We start from the raw sequence: 19,726 nt of genomic DNA on the forward strand, positions 1-19,726 counted from the left end.
TGCGCGACGATAGTCATATGAGTAGTCCCGGACCCCGAGCTGGTGGTCCGACCTCGAGAAGGTCGTTCAGCCCAGCACAGAAGCTTGCCTATCTGGCTGCGTATGACGCGGCCATCAAAGCCCATGAGGGCGGTGCGTATCTGCGCGCCGAAGGGCTCTACTCCTCGCAGATCACGGAGTGGCGAAAGCTGCGTGACGCCGGTGTTCTTGCGGGGAAGAAACCCGGCGAGAAGATTGGTCGGTTAACGCCGGAACAAGCGGAAATCGCCCGGCTGCGCCGCCAGCTGAGCAAGACCGAGCAACGCCTCGAAACGACGGGGGTGGCGCTTGAAATCATGTCAAAAATGCACGAGCTACTCGAAAGTCTTTCGAAGAGCTCGCGGGACGAAACACCGCACACGAAGCCGTAATGACCGCGTATCGCGAACTGGCCAGCCGAGGGATCTCGACTCGCGTCGCGGCCGACTTGGTCGGGATCCCTCGCGCGACCGCCACCCGGAAACCACGCATCCCGGTGGCCGGGCCGGCGCCGATCCCGGCGAACAAGATCGATGATGTCGACCGCCGGCAGATTCTCGACGTCGTCAATTCGGACTCGTTCGTTGACCTGCCGCCGATCCAGATCTACGCGCAGCTGCTCGATGCGGGCACCTACTTGTGCTCCATTTCAACGATGTATCGGGTGTTGAACGAGAATCAGCAGGTCAAGGACCGTCGCCGCCTGGCCCGCCACCCGGCACGGGCGATCCCCGAATTGATCGCCACGGGACCGGGCCAGGTACTCAGCTGGGATATTACGAAGCTTGCTGGCCCGGTCAAGGGGAAGTACTTCGATGCTTACGTGATGATCGATATTTACTCGCGCTACATCGTCGGCGCGTATGTTCACGCCTCAGAATCGGGAGAGCTAGCGGTGGACATGATGAAAGAAATCTTCGGCATTCACGGCCTCCCGCAGGTCGTGCACGCCGACCGCGGCACGTCGATGACGTCCAAGACCGTCGCGGCGTTGCTGTCGGATCTGGAGGTCACCAAGTCGCATTCGAGGCCGCGGGTGAGTAACGATAATCCCTATAGCGAGGCGTGGTTCAAGACCCTGAAATTCGCTCCGACGTTCCCCGAACGATTCGGCTCCCTCGCCGACGCGAAGACGTTCCTGGCCTCGTTCGTCGATGGCTACAACCACGAGCATCGCCACTCCGGAATCGGCCTGAACACGCCCGCCGACGTGCACTACGGCCTCGCCGAGGCGAAGGCCATCGAACGAACAGCGACGTTGGAGGCGGCCCGCGCACGCTTCCCCGAGCGATTCAGCACCAGCCACGCACCAAAGATCCTGTCCATTCCCGCGACGGCTTGGATCAACAAACCAGCCGACAAACCCACCGAGAACGAAGGGCTCGAACTAGCCGCCTAAACTCCCACTGGCCTCATTCGCCTTGACAAATTCCGTGGAGCCATCACCGTGCTCGTAGTGCACTCCGATTCCGGCAGCACCCCCCGCGGGCTTGAAGACGTAGCGCCCAGCGCTGGGGATCATCTGGCCTGAGGAACGCCAGGACTCCGAGGTGAATCCCCACGACTGCGCTCGGGGAACATCGTGATTCTGAAGCAGGGCCATAGCCCTAGTTTTATCCATCAGGAGCGACGTCAGTCGGGCCTGATCGGAGAAAGTCTGGGCCTGCCTGTCGTCGCGTGTGAGTAGCGAGAGCGTGGTGAGGTCGAGAACGAAGGCAAGAAATGCACCCGTGCCGAGGCGGTACTCCGCGGCCGCGGTCTCGGTCAGGGGGGCAACGTGCCAGCTGAGCCGGGGATGCGGCGCGCACCCGGAACGCTCGCGGGCGCAGGCCAGAATCAGACGACTCCCGGACGTGCACAGGCGGATGCCCGTGGTCGCCGCCCAGATCTCCGCATTTGCATCCAGCGCGGTTTCGACCATGTCAATGGCACCATCGTCGTTCCGGGACATGTTCACGGCGAAAATATCGTCGGGGCCGGTGTACAGATGTCCCTGAAAGCCGGAGTCGATATCGGCTGAATCGCGCTCCCAATACGAGCGCACCAGGGACGTGTCGTCGAACACGCTGGAAGTACTGAGGGCCACGATCAGTCCCTGACGAGGGTCTCCCACGATTGTTCCCAGATGCCTTACGTCGTCCTGCACTCTGGATCCGGTGGAAGCCATGGTTCATCGTAGCCACGATCTACCGGTCCGCGACCCGCGATAACGCGCCGGTAACGCCGGTCGATGTTTACTCAGTCGACAAGTGAAAAGGAGTAGGTGATATGGAAAGCAACGCAAAATTTCTCGTGCTGGACGTGGGGCGCGACAAGCCGAGGCCGGGGGAGCGCACCGCGGTGGCGCGAGCTCTGGATACCGTTGTGTCCTCGGGAGCGACGTTTCGACACAGCAGCGGTCGAATTGTCGTTGTCGAAGCCTCAGACGCTCAGGCGGAGCGCCTCACAGAGGAGATACCGGGCGCCCGTCTGGTGCCCTTTGACACCGATGTTTCGGCGCTGGTTCCCGACCTCGACACGAGTGAACTCCTGTTCCTCGAAGCCGTGCGCATCAGAAACTCGGCAACGTACCAGCAGGAGAAGGCCGGCCAGACACCCGGTGACTCACCCGAGGAGCAGCTCATGTTCACCGCACCATGCATTCCAGGAGGCGAGTCCAATGGTTAACGAAAGAATGATCAATCGCGTGTCGTCCGCTATCGTCTTCGTTTCGGGACCAGGCCAGTATGCGATCTCCGCAGCGGAGAAGGCGCATGTCCTGGCCGAAGTGCAGAGCGGGCACGGTGCTCTGTCAGGCAGCGAACCGCGAGCTCGACTCAACTGGGTGTACACGTCCCTCGACGTTGACCTGCCAACCTTCACGGCCTGGCAGGGGGCCAACTGGCCGGGACTCAGCGAACCCTTTTACCGGCATATCGACGATGCCCTGTGGAGTGGGACAACGCAGAAGATCTACTTCTTCAACGGGAGTGAATACAGTCGCGTCGATCCGAATAACGGCTGGAACGCCGATCCGGGATACCCCAAACCCATCGCCGGTAACTGGCCCGGTTTCCCCGCCAATTTTGCAGCGGGGATCGACGCAGCGCTCTGGAGCGGGACCACTCAACAGATTTACTTCTTCAAAGGCAGCGAATACATTCGGGTGGATCCGGCCAACGGCTGGAATGTGGATGCCGGGTATCCCAAACCGATTGCCGGTAACTGGCCCGGGTTCCCCGCCGATTTTGCGCAGGGAGTGGACGCAGCGCTGTGGAGTGGCACCACATCGATGATCTACTTCTTCAAGGGCGACCAGTACATTCGCGTTGACCCTAGTAACGGGTGGAACGTCGATGCCGGGTATCCGAAGCCCATCACCGGAAACTGGCCCGGTTTTCCGGATAGCTTCGCCACGGGTGTCGACGGGGCGTTGTGGAGTGGCACCACGGCGAAGATCTACTTCTTCAAGGCCAATCGCTTCTACAACGACTACATTCGGGTGGATCCGGCCGCCGGCTGGAACGTGGAAGCGGGCTATCCGAAACCGGTCGGTCTCGGGTGGGAAGCCGAGGACGCGTGGCGTGATCCTGCTCTCGTCCAGCTCGGGTTTCCTGCTGGCGATCCCGGTTTCACGCAGCTCGTGCAGTCCGTGCAGGCATCAACAGGTTCTCAGTACGGTTACGTGGGCTTCTTCACTAAAATGCCCACTGCCTGGTTCGCCTACGCCAATGGTATGAACTCTCTCAAAGTGGTCATGCGAGAAACCGGGACATCCTTTCTGAACTGGACATCCATCGACCGCGTCTATGCACACGAAACAGGGCATATCTTCGGAGCCTTCGACGAGTACACCGCGTCGAAGTGCGTGTGCACGGACTCCCACACGGGCTTCTTCACCGAGGTGAACGGTAATTGTCAGCTGTGCGCGGTCAATCCCACCGCCTGCCTCATGAACAACAACGTCACCGCCATCTGCCCCTTCACCCAGGCATCCATTGGCTGGAAAGCGTTCCTTGACCGGATCGATACCGGTGTGCACACCTTCGTCAATAACAAGCTGTATCTGTTCTCTGGCGAATACTACGTGCGGTACACCGGGTACACACTGGATCCCGGCTACCCGAAGCTCATTGCCGGCAACTGGCCCGGGTTCCCGGCGTCTTTCGCCGCGGGAGTGGATGCATCGCTCTGGAGCGGCCCCACGCAAAAGGTCTATTTCTTCAAGGGGAGTGAATACATTCGCGTTGATCCGGCAAACGGTTGGGCGGTTGAGGCGGGGTACCCCAAACCGATTGCGGGTAATTGGCCCGGGTTCCCGGCGTCGTTTGCCGCGGGAGTGGATGCAGCACTGTGGAGCAAGACCACGCAGAAGATCTACTTCTTCAAAGGTGGGCAGTATGTTCGGGTCGACCCGGCTGCCGGCTGGGCCGTCGAAGCGGGGTATCCGAAGCCTATTGCGGGCAACTGGCCCGGGTTTCCGGCGTCCTACGCCACCGGAGTGGATGCCGCGGTGTGGGGTGACCCCAACTCGAAGATCTACTTCTTCAAGGCCACGGGTTATGTTCGCGTCGATCCGAATGGCGGCTGGGCGGTGGAGGCGGGCTATCCCAAGCAGATCAACATCAATTGGATGCCGTTCCCGACGGCCGCGCTGCTGCGCGAGAGGGCGGACGATCAGGCAGCGGCGGTGACGGAGCCGACGACGCAGAGCGAGGACACCGACTGACGGACCGACGGACAGGGTGGTGACGTTTCACGCCGCCACCCTGTCTGCACCAGCAATCACCAGCAATCACCACAGAGGCACAGAAGCACCAGTCATTGGAGATAACGATGAGCACAATCTTGAACCCCTATCTCGGCTTTGGCGAGACCGCCCGGGAGGCCATGGACTTTTACCAGAGCGTTTTTGGAGGCACGCTCACCCGAAGTACTTTTGCGGAGTTTCACGTGAGCGAGGACCCTGCCGAAGCGGACAAGATCATGCACTCCGTGCTCGTTACCGATGCGGGTCTCACCCTGATGGCAGCCGACACTCCCAACACGATGCCGTATACGCCCGGGGACAATTTTTCCGTCTCCCTCAGCGGTGAGGACGACGTCGAGCTGCACAGGTTCTGGGACGGACTCGCTGTTGAGGGGACGGTGACGATGGATCTGAGCCCGTCACCGTGGAATGACCAGTTTGGTATGGTTCGCGACAGATTCGGAGTGACCTGGCTGGTGAACATCGCCGCACCGGTATCGGCCGAGAATATCTCGGACGACGCCGTGCCCCGTTCCACTGCCGACGATTACTAAAGCCCCGTCGAGCCTGCTCGTACTAGTCCTGATCGTCCAGGCTCCGGGCGTGGGCACTCGTCATTCGTCGCACGGCAGCCAGCGGCAACGGGAGCCAGGTGGGGCGGTTGCGCGTTTCATACACCGTCTCATAGATCGCTTTGTCGAGTTCGAGGGCTTCGAGGAGCGGGTTGTGTTCGAGGTAATCTCCCGGGTACACGAAGAGCGTGGAAGAGCGCGGTGCAGACGACGCGGACGATTCCCCCGTGCTGATCCCGGCCAGATACCCGGCGAGAAACGCACGTCGGCATGTTGCTGACCACTCGAGGATGTCGTTGGGATCCCGATGCGGGTCTGCCTGCGTCACGGTGCCCGCCACATAGTCAAAAGACCGCAGTATTCCGGCAACGTCACGGAGCGGCACGTCCGGCTCATTCCGTTCGGCCACGGGACGGAGCGGTTCGCCCTCAAAATCGAGAAGAATCCACCCGCGCTCCGGAACATCGAGTACCTGACCGAGGTGAAAGTCTCCGTGGATACGCTGCAGGCGAGGCCACGAGACGGTGAGCGCTCGGGCGAACATGCTCTCGACCTCGGTGCGCATAGCCCGCAGCGGCGGTACCTCAATCATGGCCGCGCGAAACCGGTCCAGCATCAGGGTGACCATACTCACCATCAGTCGCGGTGTCGCGACGCGGGTGGGCAGTACGGCCGCGAGGTCGGCGTGGATCCCGGCTGTCGCTTCACCGAGTCGACGAGCCGGTTCACTGAAATCCTGCCCAGCGGTGGCGGCCTCAAGTGCCGTGCGCCAGGCATCCGCCACGTTCGGAAGGAACTCCTGCACAAAGACAAGGTGACCAGACACGCGTTCGTTGGGTTGGTGGGGGTCACGCCACTGGCCCGTCACGGCGCCGACAGGTTCGGGAATGAACACCGAACCGGCAGTGGCGAGAGCCGACTGCACGACGACGTCGGGGTTCTGGCCCGGGTACACGGCACGAAACAGTTTGCAGATGACGGGCGACACCACTCGATTCCCTGCGGCCAGCTCGCAAATGATCGATGTGTTGGACTGTTCCCCGTTGAGGACGTGGCTGGAGAGCACGCTCGCTGTGCGTACCCGATTTGCCAGCGACCGCGCGGGGGACACCGTGACACAGGGTTCTCCCCGGGCAACCATGTCTGCCGACAGGTCATTTGCTGCCGGGTAGGTCTCGCCCTCGACAATGAACCGAAGAAGTGCCGAGACCCACGCGCTGTCGTGGGTGCCGTCGTACACGAACGGGTGATCGGTCGCCGTATTCTGGTCCACGGCGATCAGAGCGGGTGCGAGGTGAGGCTGGCGTTGTCGATACTCGGTGAGGGGTATGTGAAAGAGCACAGCCTGACTGCTGAACGTGTCACGAACCAGGAGTGTGCGCAGCCGCACGTCAAGGTCCGCCGACGGGAGGGGCCACTCCGCCACGATCACCAGAGTTGGCAGGGCAGCGTGGGACGGAAACCAGCGTTGCTCGGCCACCCAGCGAGAGAGAAAATCAGGGAGGTGCCTGCCGTCATCCGCTCCATGACCGGTGTTAGTGGGAGTCTGCTGGTCCGTCATGCGGCCAGCGTACGCGCGCTCTCGGCCGAAGCACAGGGCCACACCTCACCGATTCTGATCGGGCGCGCGAACCTTCTGAGACCTCAGACGATCGCGGAGATCCCGGTCACGGCGCGCCCCACGAGCAGAGCGTTGATTTCATAGCTCCCCTCATACGAGTAGATGGCCTCCGCGTCGGCAAAAATCTTCGCCATTTCAAATTCCGTACTGATGCCATTCCCCCCGAGGATTCCCCGTCCGAGAGCCACCGTCTCGCGCATACGCGTGGTACAGGTGGCTTTCGCGAGTGCTGCCTGATCCATCGTTAGCCGGTCAGATTGCTGCAGGCGGGCGAGTTGAACCAGCAGAGTGAGGCACAGGGTGGCATTGCCGATCATGCGCGACAACTGTTCCTGAATGAGTTGGAAGGCAGCGATCGGCTGCCCGAACTGCCGCCTGTCGAGGGCATACGCGCGAGCCACGTCGAAGGCGGCGAACTGTTGTCCCACAGCCTGCCACGAGACCCACACCCGCGAATTACGCAGGAGCACATTGGTGTCCCGAAAGCTGTTGGTGCCCGGCAGCCGGTTGGTGCTGGGGATACGCACGTTGTCCAGAGTGATGTTGGCGTTCTGCACAATCCGCACGGAGATTTTATTCTCGATGGTGCTCGTGGAGAAGCCCTGTCGTTCCTTCTCGACGATAAAGCCCTTGATCTGTTTGTCCGCGGTGTCCCGGGCCCACACCAGAACGTAGTCGGCCATGCCCGCGTTCCCAATCCAGCGCTTGTGGCCGTTGATCACCCACTCATCACCCACGGCAGTAGCGGTGGTCTGCATGGCCCGAGAGATGTCGGAGCCGTGATCCGGTTCCGTCAACGCAAACGCACCGATCTTGCGAAGGGCCAGCAGGTCCGGCAGCAGACGCTCGCGCTGCTCGTCCGAGCCCAACTGTTCGATCGCGGCGGCAAAGAGCTCGTGGTGCACACCGAAGAACGTGGAGATGGAGGTATCGGCGCGGGTGAGCTCCATCTGCAGCAGCCCCGTAAGCAGATGGCTCGTGTCCGAACCGCTACTGCTGCTGAGGTTCTGCGCCGCCAGCTTGGGAAGCAGGGCAAACGGGAACTCGGCCCGATTCCAGAAATCCACCGCCAGCGGACGCACTTCCGTTTGGAAGAATTCGCGGGCCTGTGCGAGACGTTCACGTTCTGGCTCGGAGAGGAGATCGGTGATGAAGAGCAGATCGGCGGTCGGGTAGGGAACCTCGTCATGCTCGGCATCAGCGGTCACGGGGACCGGGGCAGTGGGACGGTCACGGAGCAGATCTGTGGCGGCAGGGGAGTCGAACGTCATTGTTTACCTCGCGCAAATTATTGGTACGATTTCGAGTACGATCGTACACCACAAGTATCGGCAGAAAGGATCGAATATGACCATTCCGACTCTGGCCCGTCGTCCTCGCGAACGCTGGTCGGCCCGTCAGGACGAGCTGTTTGGCCAACTCGTGGATCTGTTTCTGCGCGAAGGCTTTGCAGACATGACGCTGGCCGACGCCGCGACACGGCTGCACTGCTCCAAGTCGACCATCTACTCTCTGGCGCGCAGTCGGGAGCAGCTGGTGCAGAAGGTGGTCGTACATTTCTTTCGTGCTGCCGCCGAACACGTGGAACAGAAGTTGCACGGCACGCTCGACCCGACCGATCGCATCGCCGCGTATCTGCGGGCCGTCGGTGCTGAACTGCGCCCGGCATCCGCTGCCTTCATGGACGACGTGGCCGCTTTCGACCCCGCGAATGCTGTTTACGAGCGCAACACTGCTTTCGCTGCGGTGCGTGTCGGCGCACTTATTCGCGACGGTGTGGAAGCAGGGGCGTTTCGGGAGGTGCCGGCGGCCTTTATCGCCGAGGCCGTGTCCGCAGTTATGGTGCGGATTCAGCAACAGCACATCACCGAGAGCACGGGCCTCACGCCAGCCCAGGCGTATGACGAGCTGGCCGACCTCGTCGTCAATGGAATTCGCGCCCCGACGACCTGACGGGCCCTACCGGTTCGTGAAGACCGGGCTCCGCTTCTCTACGAAGGCGGCCATTCCTTCTTTCTGATCCTCGGTCGCAAACGTGGAGTGAAAGAGACGACGCTCGAAACGGATGCCCTCCGCCAGCGTCGTCTCGAAGGCCGCGTTGACGGCTTCTTTCGCGAGCATCGTGATGGGGGTGGAACGCGATGCAATCGTCGTCGCCGTGGCAAGCGCATCGGTGAGAAGGTCGGCAGCGGGAACGACTCGAGCGACGAGGCCGCAGCGCTCGGCCTCCTCGGCACCCATCGTGCGACCGGTCAGGATCAGTTCCATGGCCTTGGCTTTGCCCACGGCGCGGGTGAGTCGCTGTGATCCGCCGATTCCGGGGATGACACCGAGTTTTATTTCCGGCTGGCCGAATTTGGCCGTGTCCGCCGCGATGATGAAGTCGCAGATCATGGCCAGTTCGCAGCCGCCACCGAGGGCGTGTCCGGCAACGGCGGCAATGACGGGGGTGCGCACCGCGGCGAGAGCGCTCCAGCCGGCGAACCAGTCGGCCGCATACATCTCCATATAGGTCTGCGGCGCCATCTCCTTGATGTCGGCCCCGGCCGCGAAGGCGCGCTCCGAGCCGGTGATCACAATCGCCCCGATCTCGGGATCTCGATCGAGTTCCGTTGCTGCGGCAACCACGTCACGCATGAGGGCATCGTTCAGCGCATTGAGCGCTTCGGGACGGTTCAGCGTGATCAGGCCCACCCGGTCGCGGCGCTCCAGCAGAATATTCTCGTAGTTGCTCATCTGGTGTGTATCCCCTCGAGTGGTTCTCGTGCGCGCGACGGTGCGGGCTTCGTGCCCAACGTACTAGCAATGACGGAGCATTTCGAGCCGAGCGCACCGGACTCAGCTGGCGGACTCAGTACCCCCGTACTCGGCCGCCACCCTCTGGGTGGGACGGATCGCTAGCGCGACGAAGCTCTGAGCGAGGTCGTGGTGTCGACACGACGATGGTTCTCATTCCGCATTCCGGGCGAAGTGACAGCGCGGCCCGGTTGCAGGAGCTCGGCAAAACGCGGTGAGGGAGGAACCCCCAGCTCGCGGCGCAGGGTGACGCAGAAGTTCCGGTACGTTGCTATCGCCGTGGCTCGATTATCGGATGCGAGATGCCCGCGCACGAGAAGGAGCTGAACACTTTCCCGCAGCGGTTCTATGGTCGACGCTGCACGGGCAGCGACCAGTGCTCGCTCGGTATTCCCCTGAGCGAGGTAACGACGGGCGAGGATCTCCAAGGCGTCCACGCGCTCGTGCTGGAGGAGCTCTTGCTCGGCCACGACCCAGTCCTCGTACCAACCAGGGAGGAGTTCTGATGTGCACAGGAGGTCTGAGGTTCGCAGGTGCTCGATCGTTGCGACGGGAACCCCGGAATCCCGTGAATCTATCACGATGCCGATCTTTTCTCGGAGCTGCCGAACGTCTACGCGGACGTGATCGTGCAGCTTCAGCGGTTCCGACCCGCAGATGAGAAGTGGAAGCTGGTGGGAGATGCGAAAGATGCTTGCACGCAGATTTCCCGCGGCTCGCTCTTCAGACCCATCGGGCCAGAGCAACGTGGCAATGAAATGCCGGGGCCGCACTCCCAGGAGGGCAAGCACCGTGATCACCCGCTGTTGCCTGGCTCCCACGTCGACCGGTTCGCCGTCCCGTTTCAATTGCCAGTAATCGAGCAGGGTGAGGTCATAACGGGGAACAAGAGCTGGCATTGTCGCCCTCCTTGCGTGACCTGCCGTGAAGAAGGGTCCGGCTTCGACGGTTGAACCCAACGGCACTCTGTGCATTACGGCCAGAATGGCCAGTCCGGCGTGTGTTGTCAATGCGCTGGCGCGATGGATTTCTGTGACTTCCCTTTGGGGCACGTGGAGGGCAATCTCTGCGAGACTGAATGGGCACGAGGTGCCCGCGGCGACCAGCTCGGGGGGAAATGTCAGGTTCGCGCTCCGGCGCCGGAAGGACCCAATGCTCGATTTTTCGTTCGGCCCAATTCTGGGAATCATACTCACCATCACGGTCATTCTGGTGATCGCACTGATTTATGCACGCACCATTTACAAAAATGCCGGACCTGACGAAGCCCTGATCATTACGGGAAAAAAGTCGCGTAAGACCATTGTTGATGGTGCAACGCTCGAAGAATCAGGGCAGCGGGTCGTTCACGGCCAGGGTGTGTTCATCACCCCCTTCTTTCAGAAGGCCTTCAAGATCAGCCTGCGCAGCCGCGCCATCGAGATAACCGCCGTTGCCCAGGACCGAAATGGGATCACCCTCACCGTGGAAGCCGTGGCCATCGTCAAGGTTGGGGACGACCCGGCCAACATCCGGGCCGCCGCCCAGCGATTCCTCGGGCAGGACAAAAATATCGACGGGTTCGCTCAGGAGGTGCTGTCCGGCTCCCTGCGCTCATCAATCGGTGCCACCGACGTGATGACCGTCATTCAGAAACGAGACGAGCTCGGAACTGCCGTGCTGGCCACCGCACGTGAGTCGCTGGCCAATCAGGGGCTCGACGTGGACTCCTTTGAGATCAAGGGCATCACCGACGAAAACGATTACATTCGCGATATCGGGCGCGCGGAGCAGGCCAAGGTACGCCGACAGGCGGAGGTGGCCGAGCACCTCGCCAATCGGGAATCGCAGGAGGCGTCCATTGCCGCGGAGCAGGCCGTAGCCGAGGCGCAGAATACGCTGGCGCTGCGCAAGGCGGCCCTCCAACTGGATACCGACAAGGCGGCCGCCGAGGCAGCCGCTTCCCGGCCGCTTGCCGAGGCCAAGGCGCAACAGGCGATCGTTCAGGAACAGGAACTCACCGCGCAACGCCGTGCCAGCCTGCGCAAGGCCGAACTGGAATCCGAGGTGCACGCGATTGCCGACGCGGATGCCTACAGAATTCGCGTGACGGCCGTAGCCGCCGCCGAGGCATCCGTGGCGAAAGCAACCGCAGACCGCGATAGCCGGGTGGCTAACGCGGAAGCCACACGAGCGGAAGGTCAGGCGGAAGCCGATGCAATTCTGGCAAAGGGTACGGCCGAGGCCACGGCCACGCGGCTGTCCGCGGAGGCCGTAGCGCAGCAGTCTGAAGCGTTGATCCAGTTGCGTCTGGTGGAGATGCTTCCGAAGATCGCTCATGAACTCGCCGCCCCGATGAGCAATATTGACCAGCTCACGGTGATCTCCACTGACGGTGCCAGTCAGCTGAGTAAGAATGTGGCGTCCGGTTTCTCCGAGGTTGACGCCGTGCTGACGTCTACGATGGGGGTGGGGATCAAAGACCTGCTCGCTGGCCTTGCCGGAGGGACGGCGGCGGGTGCGGCTCTTGCACGGACCATGCGTCAGGAGCCCACCACGATTGCAGATGTGGTGGAGCCGTTTGACGGGGAATCTGCACGTCCCGCCGCGCCGACCGTGGATATCGATGCCGTCGCTGCTGCTGCCGGGGCCTCTGCCGCGGATGCTGCGCGGCACGCCGCAAACGGATTCGTGAACGGTGCGCGGCAGTAGCACCGAGGGCCTAGCTACCAGGACCTAGTCACAGGCGTTGAGGGTAGTGCGGAGCAGAGTGCCGAGGCTGTCGGTGCCGCCGGAAGAGAGGGCGTAACGCTGTCGGTCGGCGCCGGTACCCAACCGCCAGAAACGGTCGAGCAGGTGGGAAACCTGCTCGGCATCACCGGACTCCTCCAGGGCGTCTGTGACGGATGTGACCAACGCCCTGACGACCGCGCGCGCCGGCGCAAGTTCTCCGGACAACGGGTTGATGAGCCGCGCCTGCACGCCCTCCCGCGCAGCATGCCAGAGCGAAGCGTCGAGGAGTTCCGGCTCGAGAAATACGGGACACCGTCCCCGTTCCGCAGCTATCAGTGCAGTGGAGACGAGGGCCCGGGTGAGAGCGGCGAGAAGGAGGGTGCTGGGTGTGTCGAGCTGAGCGTCACACACCCGCACCTCAACCGTCGGATATTTCTCTGCCAGGCGGGCACCCCACCAGATCGTGTGCAGGTCAAACGTGCCGGCAACCCCGACGAGGCGCTGGGTGCGGCGATGGTAGTCGGCCACATCAGCAAAGTACGGCGGGCATCCGCCGGTTGACCACCGCCGTGCATGGATGCTGCGCCAACTGGAAAAACCAGTGTCGCGACCGTTCCAGAACGGTGAATTACTGCTCATTGCCAGAAGAACCGGCAGCCACACGCGCAGGCGATTGAGTGCCTCGACACCGGCTTCCTGGCTGGGGATTCCCACGTGCAGATGAAGTCCGTTGATCAGATGATCGGGAATGAGACCGCGAAACTCCTCTTCCACCCGGCGGTAGCGGGCGCTGATCGTGACCTCAGGCCACCCATCGGTCTGGAAGGGTGCACCGACACCGACCGCCACGGAGTTGAGCGCCGTGGCAGCCTCGGCCAACCGTGAGCGAAAACCCAGGAGGCTGGCTTCGGCCTGATCAAGGCGGTCGAAGACGGGGCTGGAATGCTCGATCTGAGAAGCGAGAAACTCCGAATGAACGAACGGCGCGTGATCAACGTGCGCGGTGGGTGGGGTCGGAGCCGGGGCGGCAGTGGATGACCGAGAACGCAGCAGAGACTGAACCTGGGTGCTCACCGGGAGCGGGTGCAGCGTAGCGCTGTCCACAAACATGAATTCCTCTTCGACGCCGAACGTTCGCATCACTTCCCCTGCCCTGTTGCTGGGATGGTAGCCCGGTCCTGACCTGCTTGTGGCCGTATTGGCGCGGCGACCCCCTAGCGAGGATGCGATGAATGATGTTTTATAGACCGCACGTAGGGGACGAGGGAGCAATCATGATCAGCAATCCACCGTCCGGGATGGCCTCATCGTCGCGCCGAACACTTCGAGGCGCAGCGACCGCTCTCGTGGGGTTCGTCGCCATGAGCGTCACCGTGGGTGTGCTGGTGAGCGTGGGGGTCACTCCGGTATTGGCCATTACCGGGTTGGCGGCGTCCAGCACCATCAACGTCTTTGAGGGTCTCCCCGGCTTCGTCTCCCTGGACGCGCTGTCAGAGAAGAGCAACATTTACGCCACGCAGACCGATGGCACCCCGGTGCTGCTCGCATCGTTTTATGACCAGAATCGCATTGAAGTGGAATCGGATGCCATCAGCCCGTACGCGAAGGATGCCGCGATCGCCGGGGAAGACCCACGGTTCTACGAGCACGGTGGGATTGATCTGCAGGGCACGCTGCGAGCGACAGCCTCGACCCTGTCCGGTGGCGCCACGCAGGGCGGTTCGTCCATCACTCAGCAATACGTGAAAAATGTGTTGATTCAAAAATGTGAACTGATCGCCGACACGACCGCGCACGATGCCTGCTACTCGAACGCAACGGAGACCACACCGGAACGCAAACTTCGGGAAATGCGCCTTGCAATTGGTGTTGAAAAGTTCGTGACCAAGGACGATATTTTGCGGCAATACTTCAACATTGCCGGATTCGGCGGCACGGTGTACGGGATCGAGGCCGCCGCGAACTACTATTTCAACACCACCGCGGCGAACCTCACTCTGCCCCAGGCGACCAGTCTGGTGGCCATCGTCAACAATCCGGTCAAGTTTCAGATTGACCGTCCCGCCAGCGCCACCAACGGTGCTGCAAACGGATATGCGGCCAACAAGCAGCGCCGCGATTACCTCCTCGCTGCGATGCTCAAGCATCAGAAGATTTCCACGGCGGAGTACGAGGCGGCTCGGGCAACACCGGTGGAACCGGTGATCACGGAGCCCAGTACCGGGTGCCAGACGGCGGTGGCCAACGCCTTCTTCTGCGACTACGTCACGAAGATTTTGCAGAACGATCCCACGTTCGGTGAGGACGCGAGCGCTCGCATGCTGAACTTTCGGCGCGGAGGGTACAACGTGTACACGACTCTTGACCTTGATCTTCAACAGGTGGCCGTGGCGACCATGACGGCTCAGGTGCCCACAACCTATCCCGTGGGTGATCTGGGTTCGGTCATCACCAGTGTTCAGGTGGGAACCGGGCGAGTACTGGTCATGACGCAGAACAAGGACTACAGCCAGGATCCGGCGGTGCAAGCCACCGGAGCCAACTACACGGGCATCAACTACAACACCGACTATGCCTATGGCGGCTCGAGCGGCTTTCAACCAGGGTCCTCCTACAAGGTCTTCACCCTGGCCGAGTGGCTGAAAGAAGGTCACAAGCTCACCGAGCGGGTCGACTCGCGACGCAAGGCCAATTGGGGAACGTTTCAAGACAGCTGTCTCGGGCCGCAGAACTACGACCAGCAGCGCTGGAGCCCCCGAAATGACCAGAATGAAGCGGGCGGCAACTACAGTGCGCTGGAGTCCACAGTCCGATCGATCAATACGGGGTTCATCGGAATGGCCAAGCGTCTCGACCTCTGTGGAATTCGCAAGACCGCAGAGAGCTTTCAGGTGCACCGGGCCGACGGGCAGCCGCTGCAACAGACCGCGGCCACGGTCATTGGCACGAACGAAGTGGCGCCGCTCACCATGGCCGTGGCGTTCGCCGGCATTGCCAATAAAGGCGTCACATGCAGCCCGATTGCGATCGACAGCATCGTGGATCGGAATGGTGTCGCCATTCCAGTGCCGCAGACGCAGTGCGCTCAGTCGGTTGACCCACGTGTTGCCGAGGGAATGGTCTATGGAATGCGCCGGGTGATGACGAACGGAACGGCTCGGCAATCCAATGTGGGCACCAGCCCGTGGGTGCCCATGATCGGGAAGACCGGGACGACGGATGGTGCCAAAGACACCTGGATGAGTGGCTCAAGCTCCAAGGTGGCCACCGTCGTTGCGGTTGTCAGTCTCAGCGGCGCCGTCAACCAACGCCGCCTGAAGTTTGCGAGCGGTCCGGTGGCCACCGCACGTCACCGGATGTGGCCGGTGGTCATGTCGGCTGCAAACGCGAAGTACGGCGGTGACGACCTGATCGAGTCCGCAGGGGTGCCGTCAGCAACCCCGGCAACCCCCACCCCGTCCCCGCAACGCTAGCGGGTGGGTTCAGGCCCGTCGGGCGGATGGGAGATGGCGCAGACCGCGGGGAAAGTCGTGGTCAGCTGCCGACATCAGACGTTCGGCCGCCTGGTCAGCGGCGACACGGTCCGCGTCGGCGGCGGCTAGCGCGGCCAGCTGCGCGGCAGCGAGTTCCCGCTGGTGCCGTTCCCGGACCTCCCGTGCAACATCAAAGAGGTCCCACAGGTTTTCGCCGGTGACCGAGACACCCCTCGCGCCCGACCGACGGGTTCTGCCGCGCACGAGCATGTACTTCGTCTGGAATACGTGTGCACCCACGCGCTCCTGAGCATCATGGAAGAAGACCACGTTTGACACCGGTCCGGTGCCATCGTCGAGGCTGATGAACACCACTCGGCGCCCGCCTCGCATGGGCGGAGTGTTTGTGGCCCGGCGCACACCGGCCAGTAACACCTCGGTGCCACCAGGTAGGTTTCCCAGTTCGGATGCCGGTGTCACCCCCAGCTCCGCAAAGAGCGGGTGAAACCGAGTCATTTGGTGGTGGGAAATGGCCAGGTTCAGATTCATCAGTTCAAGGTCGGTCTGGGTGCGACCGCGCAGCTCCAGCGAGGTGACCGCTCCGGCCCCCTCACCCACGTAGCTGTGCACCGGAAGCTCCACGTCAAAGGCCAGTTGCTGCTCGGTGATCGCAACGGCGGTGCCGCGTAGCGACTGGATGTGTGCCAGAAGCTCATGGCGCCGTGTGCGGTCATAGTCAATGAAGCAATCAAGTGCGCCGACACGGGCCAGCGCCTCGAAGGTGCGTCGACGCGGACGCACCCGGTCCCGAAAGTCCTGCAGGGAACTGAAGGGTTGGTGCCGCACAATCCGGGCGCGTTCGGTCTCTGTGCTTCCGGTCAGCTCAGGGAGGGCAAGACGGATGCCCTGGGTTCCGTCGGCGAGCTCCTCCACCCGATAGTCGAGCGCGCTGCGCTGCACATCGAGGCTCAGAACGGGAACGCCGAGCGTGCGCGCCTCGGCCACGATGAGGTCCTTGGGCCACATGCCCGGGTCATGCGTGAGCAGGCCGGACAGGAATTCTGCGGGGTGATGGGTCTTGAGCCAGGCGGACTGGTAAGTGGGCAAGGCAAACGCGGCACCGTGTGCCTTCGCAAAACCGAAACTTCCGAATCCCGCGAGCACGGTCCAGATGCGGTCGATCACCTCCGAGGGGAACCCGCGTAGAAGCGCACGTTCCCGCACGAAGGCTTCGATCTGTGGGAGCTGTTCCGGTTTGCCCAGGTGACGCCGAAAGACATCCGCTTTGCCCAGACCACACCCGGTCAGCTCGTCAAACAGGCGCATGACCTGCTCATGGAAGATGACGACCCCGTACGTCTCCTCAAGAATGGGTCGAAACCGCGGGTGCAGGTAGTCGGGTGCCACCTCTCCGTGTCTGGCCCGCAGATACGTGAGCGGCATGTTGTTCTTCATAGGCCCCGGACGAAAGAGCGATATTTCTACCGTGAGATCGTTGAAGACCTCGGGTTGCAACTTTCCCACAAGCTCCATTTGCCCCGGCGACTCGATTTGAAAAATTCCGAGCGTGCGGGTGGACCGGATGAGCTCGAAGGTGGCGGGGTCATCGAGGGGGATGCGATCAAGGTCGATACTCTCCCCGGTGAGTCGATGATGTTCTTCGACGGCGTGGGACATTGCCGATTGCATGCGCACGCCGAGAATGTCGAGTTTGATGAGTCCCATGGGGTCCATGTCGTGCTTATCGAACTGTGACATGGGCAGCCCCATACCGGACGCCTGCACGGGCGTACGGTCAAGCAGGCTCGAATCGGAGAGGATGACGCCGCACGGATGCACCGAGATGTGTCGGGGCAGTCGGTCGAGTCGGGCGGTGAGATCCACGAGAAGATCAAGTTGCTGCGATTGGCGTACCTCGGCGGCCAGCGCCTCGAGTTCGGGTTTCTCCTCGAGGGCGCGGCGAAAGTCTCGGGCGTTGAACCGCCACATCTGCTTGGCAATGGATGCAATCTGTTCATCGGGCATCCCCAGAGCGAGACCCGCATCACGCACCGCACCGCGTCCGCGGTACGCGTTGGTCATCGACATGAGTGAGACCCGGTCGCTGCCGAAGGTCTCGAAAATCTTGCGGTAAATATCGTGGCGCCGAGAGGACTCCACATCAAGGTCGATATCGGGCAATGTCTGACGTTCGGGGGAGAGGAACCGTTCAAACAGCAGGCCATTGGAGAGGGGTTCGACGGACGAGGTGCGCAGCGCATAGTTGAGCACGGAGCCCACTCCGGAGCCGCGCGCCTGAATGCGGATTCCCATGCCGCGGATGATGTCGGCGACTCGGGCCACGGTGAGGAAGTAGCCGGAAAAACCCAGATGCTCGACCGTTGTCATTTCCCGGGCGAGTTGGGCGTGGGCGTCGGCTCTGGCGGTGTCACCCGCGGCGGCGTACAGATCATCAATTCCGTGCTGTGCCCGGCGCCATAATTCGGCAACCGGATCGCCGGTGACACCGATGATCCGGGCCTCCGGCATACGGGGTCGACCGAGGCCAATATCGGTATCCGGGTCGAGACTGCACTGCTCGGCAAGACTCTCCGTAGTCTGGAACAGTCGTTCGAGTGCGCCATTATCGTGCAGGCCGGCGTCAACGACCATTCGGGCCACCTGACGCATGGCTCCCAGGGGTTTGAGCCAGGCCTGGCCATTGGTCTGCAGGGTCTGCAGTTCGGCGAGCGGGGTCAGGGCACGGGCGGCATCGGCAAGGTCGGCGGTAACGGCTTCCTCGGTGGTTCCGTAGCGCACGGAGTTGGACAGCACGGCGGGCACTCCGGATTGCTCGGCGAGGGACAGTAGCCGAGTGGCCGGTGTGACGCTACCGATCGTTCCTGATTCGGCGAGGTGGCAGACGATCTCGAGGTACACCGAGCGCTCCGGCATGATGCGCAGCCAGGCGGTGAGACGGGCCTCGGCCTCGGGGCTGTTGCGCTGCTGGGTGGCCAGGCCCACGTCTGAGGTGGGACCCAGTAACACGCTCAGGCAGCGCAGCGCCGCGAGGTCGGCGAGGTGGGCTCGTGAAATGCTCGGCAGCTGGCTGGCCGTGGCCCGCGACGAGGTCATGATGGGTGCGGAAGGGGGAGACGCGGATTCAGACGAGGTCAGAAGAGTCGTCTGCTCCGTGGGGGCCACCGTATTCGCGTGAGCGGCAGAAATGGCGCGGCAGAGCGCCGCATAACCGTGTCCGGCGTTATTACCGTGCGCGAGCACGGTGACCCGGCCGAGGGAACGATACTCGTCGTCATGCACCGCCAGCTCGGCACCGAGCCCCGGACGGATGCCGGCAGCCACGCACGCACGCACATGTTTGACCGCGCCGTAGAGGCCATCACGGTCGGTGAGGGCGAGAAAGCTGGCGCCCTGTTCGCGGGCCTGGTCAACAAGCGTCTCGGGAAGGGTGACCCCGTAGTGAGTGGAATACGCACTCGCCACGTGAAGGTGTGAGAAGGTCATCAGTCATCCCCAATCGAGGGCAAGCACCCACGCTCCATCGGCGCCACGACGCAGGTCATAGCGGTGCTGTTCCTCTCCACCGCGAGAGGCATCAAGACGCCACAGCTCGGTGTCGATGCGCGTGGGTGTGCCGGCGTCTTCCCACCAGCGGGTGCGCTTGAAAACCGCTTGTGGTTGTCCGATCACGGTGTGCTCAAATCGATTCCACACGAATGCGCGTGGGTCTCCATCACTCGTGAGCTCCACATCAACCGGTGCGTCAATAATCTGCGGCATGTCAGGATTCCTCGCCTTCTCATCT

The 19,726-nt window shown here is 62.3% G+C and carries 15 protein-coding genes; 7 read left to right on the top strand and 8 right to left on the bottom strand.

Going from position 1 to position 19,726, the window contains the following annotated elements:
• The first annotated feature begins 17 nt into the window (after positions 1-17).
• A protein-coding gene (locus H4V99_RS07780; RefSeq protein WP_280680013.1) for an IS3 family transposase occupies positions 18-1,417 on the top strand; the annotation gives its coding sequence in 2 pieces (ribosomal slippage) (positions 18-339 and positions 339-1,417; 1,401 coding nt in all).
• Here the strand turns inward: H4V99_RS07780 and H4V99_RS07785 are convergent.
• On the bottom strand, positions 1,406-2,185 hold the full coding sequence (locus H4V99_RS07785; protein WP_280677045.1) for a hypothetical protein: 780 nt from the start codon (positions 2,183-2,185) through the stop codon (positions 1,406-1,408). The two genes, H4V99_RS07780 and H4V99_RS07785, sit on opposite strands and share 12 nt — an antisense overlap.
• A gap of 101 nt (positions 2,186-2,286) precedes the next feature.
• On the opposite strand from H4V99_RS07785, the gene H4V99_RS07790 reads away from it, so the two are divergent.
• The 3 genes from H4V99_RS07790 (at position 2,287) to H4V99_RS07800 (ending at position 5,301) form a co-directional block, all read left to right on the top strand.
• Positions 2,287-2,685: a hypothetical protein gene (locus H4V99_RS07790; RefSeq protein ID WP_280677047.1), complete on the top strand. Its 399-nt coding sequence runs from the start codon at positions 2,287-2,289 to the stop codon at positions 2,683-2,685.
• Positions 2,678-4,726, top strand: coding sequence for a hemopexin repeat-containing protein (locus H4V99_RS07795; protein WP_280677049.1), 2,049 nt, complete (start codon positions 2,678-2,680; stop codon positions 4,724-4,726). Before H4V99_RS07790 ends, H4V99_RS07795 begins: the two co-directional genes overlap by 8 nt.
• Positions 4,727-4,833: 107 nt before the next feature.
• The gene (locus H4V99_RS07800; protein ID WP_280677051.1) at positions 4,834-5,301 is read left to right on the top strand and encodes a VOC family protein; all 468 of its coding nucleotides are present in this window, start codon (positions 4,834-4,836) and stop codon (positions 5,299-5,301) included.
• Positions 5,302-5,323: 22 nt separating this feature from the next.
• Here H4V99_RS07800 and H4V99_RS07805 read toward each other — a convergent pair whose 3' ends face one another.
• Together H4V99_RS07805 and H4V99_RS07810 are read right to left on the bottom strand one after the other, a co-directional pair.
• Positions 5,324-6,880, bottom strand: a complete 1,557-nt coding sequence (locus H4V99_RS07805) for a phosphotransferase (RefSeq protein ID WP_280677053.1) — start codon at positions 6,878-6,880, stop codon at positions 5,324-5,326.
• 83 nt (positions 6,881-6,963) lie between these two features.
• Positions 6,964-8,211, bottom strand: coding sequence for an acyl-CoA dehydrogenase family protein (locus H4V99_RS07810; protein WP_280677055.1), 1,248 nt, complete (start codon positions 8,209-8,211; stop codon positions 6,964-6,966).
• A gap of 76 nt (positions 8,212-8,287) precedes the next feature.
• Between H4V99_RS07810 and H4V99_RS07815 the strand changes: the two genes are divergently transcribed.
• Positions 8,288-8,893 (top strand): hypothetical protein, encoded by a 606-nt coding sequence (locus H4V99_RS07815; RefSeq protein ID WP_280677057.1) that lies wholly within the window; start codon positions 8,288-8,290, stop codon positions 8,891-8,893.
• Positions 8,894-8,899: 6 nt separating this feature from the next.
• Here the strand turns inward: H4V99_RS07815 and H4V99_RS07820 are convergent, their stop codons facing one another.
• The gene (locus H4V99_RS07820; protein WP_280677059.1) at positions 8,900-9,676 is read right to left on the bottom strand and encodes an enoyl-CoA hydratase; all 777 of its coding nucleotides are present in this window, start codon (positions 9,674-9,676) and stop codon (positions 8,900-8,902) included.
• A gap of 161 nt (positions 9,677-9,837) precedes the next feature.
• Positions 9,838-10,635 (bottom strand): BTAD domain-containing putative transcriptional regulator, encoded by a 798-nt coding sequence (locus tag H4V99_RS07825; protein ID WP_280677061.1) that lies wholly within the window; start codon positions 10,633-10,635, stop codon positions 9,838-9,840.
• A 253-nt stretch (positions 10,636-10,888) separates the two neighbouring features.
• On the opposite strand from H4V99_RS07825, the gene H4V99_RS07830 reads away from it, so the two are divergent.
• A complete protein-coding gene (locus H4V99_RS07830) occupies positions 10,889-12,427 on the top strand; it encodes an SPFH domain-containing protein (protein WP_280677063.1) in 1,539 nt (512 codons plus the stop codon).
• A 24-nt stretch (positions 12,428-12,451) separates the two neighbouring features.
• Here H4V99_RS07830 and H4V99_RS07835 read toward each other — a convergent pair whose 3' ends face one another.
• On the bottom strand, positions 12,452-13,588 hold the full coding sequence (locus tag H4V99_RS07835) for a YbdK family carboxylate-amine ligase (RefSeq protein ID WP_280680025.1): 1,137 nt from the start codon (positions 13,586-13,588) through the stop codon (positions 12,452-12,454).
• Between the two features lie 134 nt (positions 13,589-13,722).
• Between H4V99_RS07835 and H4V99_RS07840 the strand changes: the two genes are divergently transcribed.
• Complete coding sequence (locus tag H4V99_RS07840; protein WP_280677065.1) at positions 13,723-15,921, top strand: transglycosylase domain-containing protein; 2,199 nt, start codon at positions 13,723-13,725, stop codon at positions 15,919-15,921.
• Between the two features lie 9 nt (positions 15,922-15,930).
• Here H4V99_RS07840 and dnaE read toward each other — a convergent pair whose 3' ends face one another.
• Complete coding sequence (gene dnaE, locus H4V99_RS07845; RefSeq protein ID WP_280677067.1) at positions 15,931-19,425, bottom strand: DNA polymerase III subunit alpha; 3,495 nt, start codon at positions 19,423-19,425, stop codon at positions 15,931-15,933.
• Positions 19,426-19,428: 3 nt separating this feature from the next.
• The gene (locus tag H4V99_RS07850) at positions 19,429-19,701 is read right to left on the bottom strand and encodes a hypothetical protein (RefSeq protein WP_280677068.1); all 273 of its coding nucleotides are present in this window, start codon (positions 19,699-19,701) and stop codon (positions 19,429-19,431) included.
• Between the last annotated feature and the right edge of the window lie 25 nt (positions 19,702-19,726).

Source organism: Cryobacterium sp. CG_9.6, from assembly GCF_029893365.1.
Lineage (GTDB): Bacteria > Actinomycetota > Actinomycetes > Actinomycetales > Microbacteriaceae > Cryobacterium.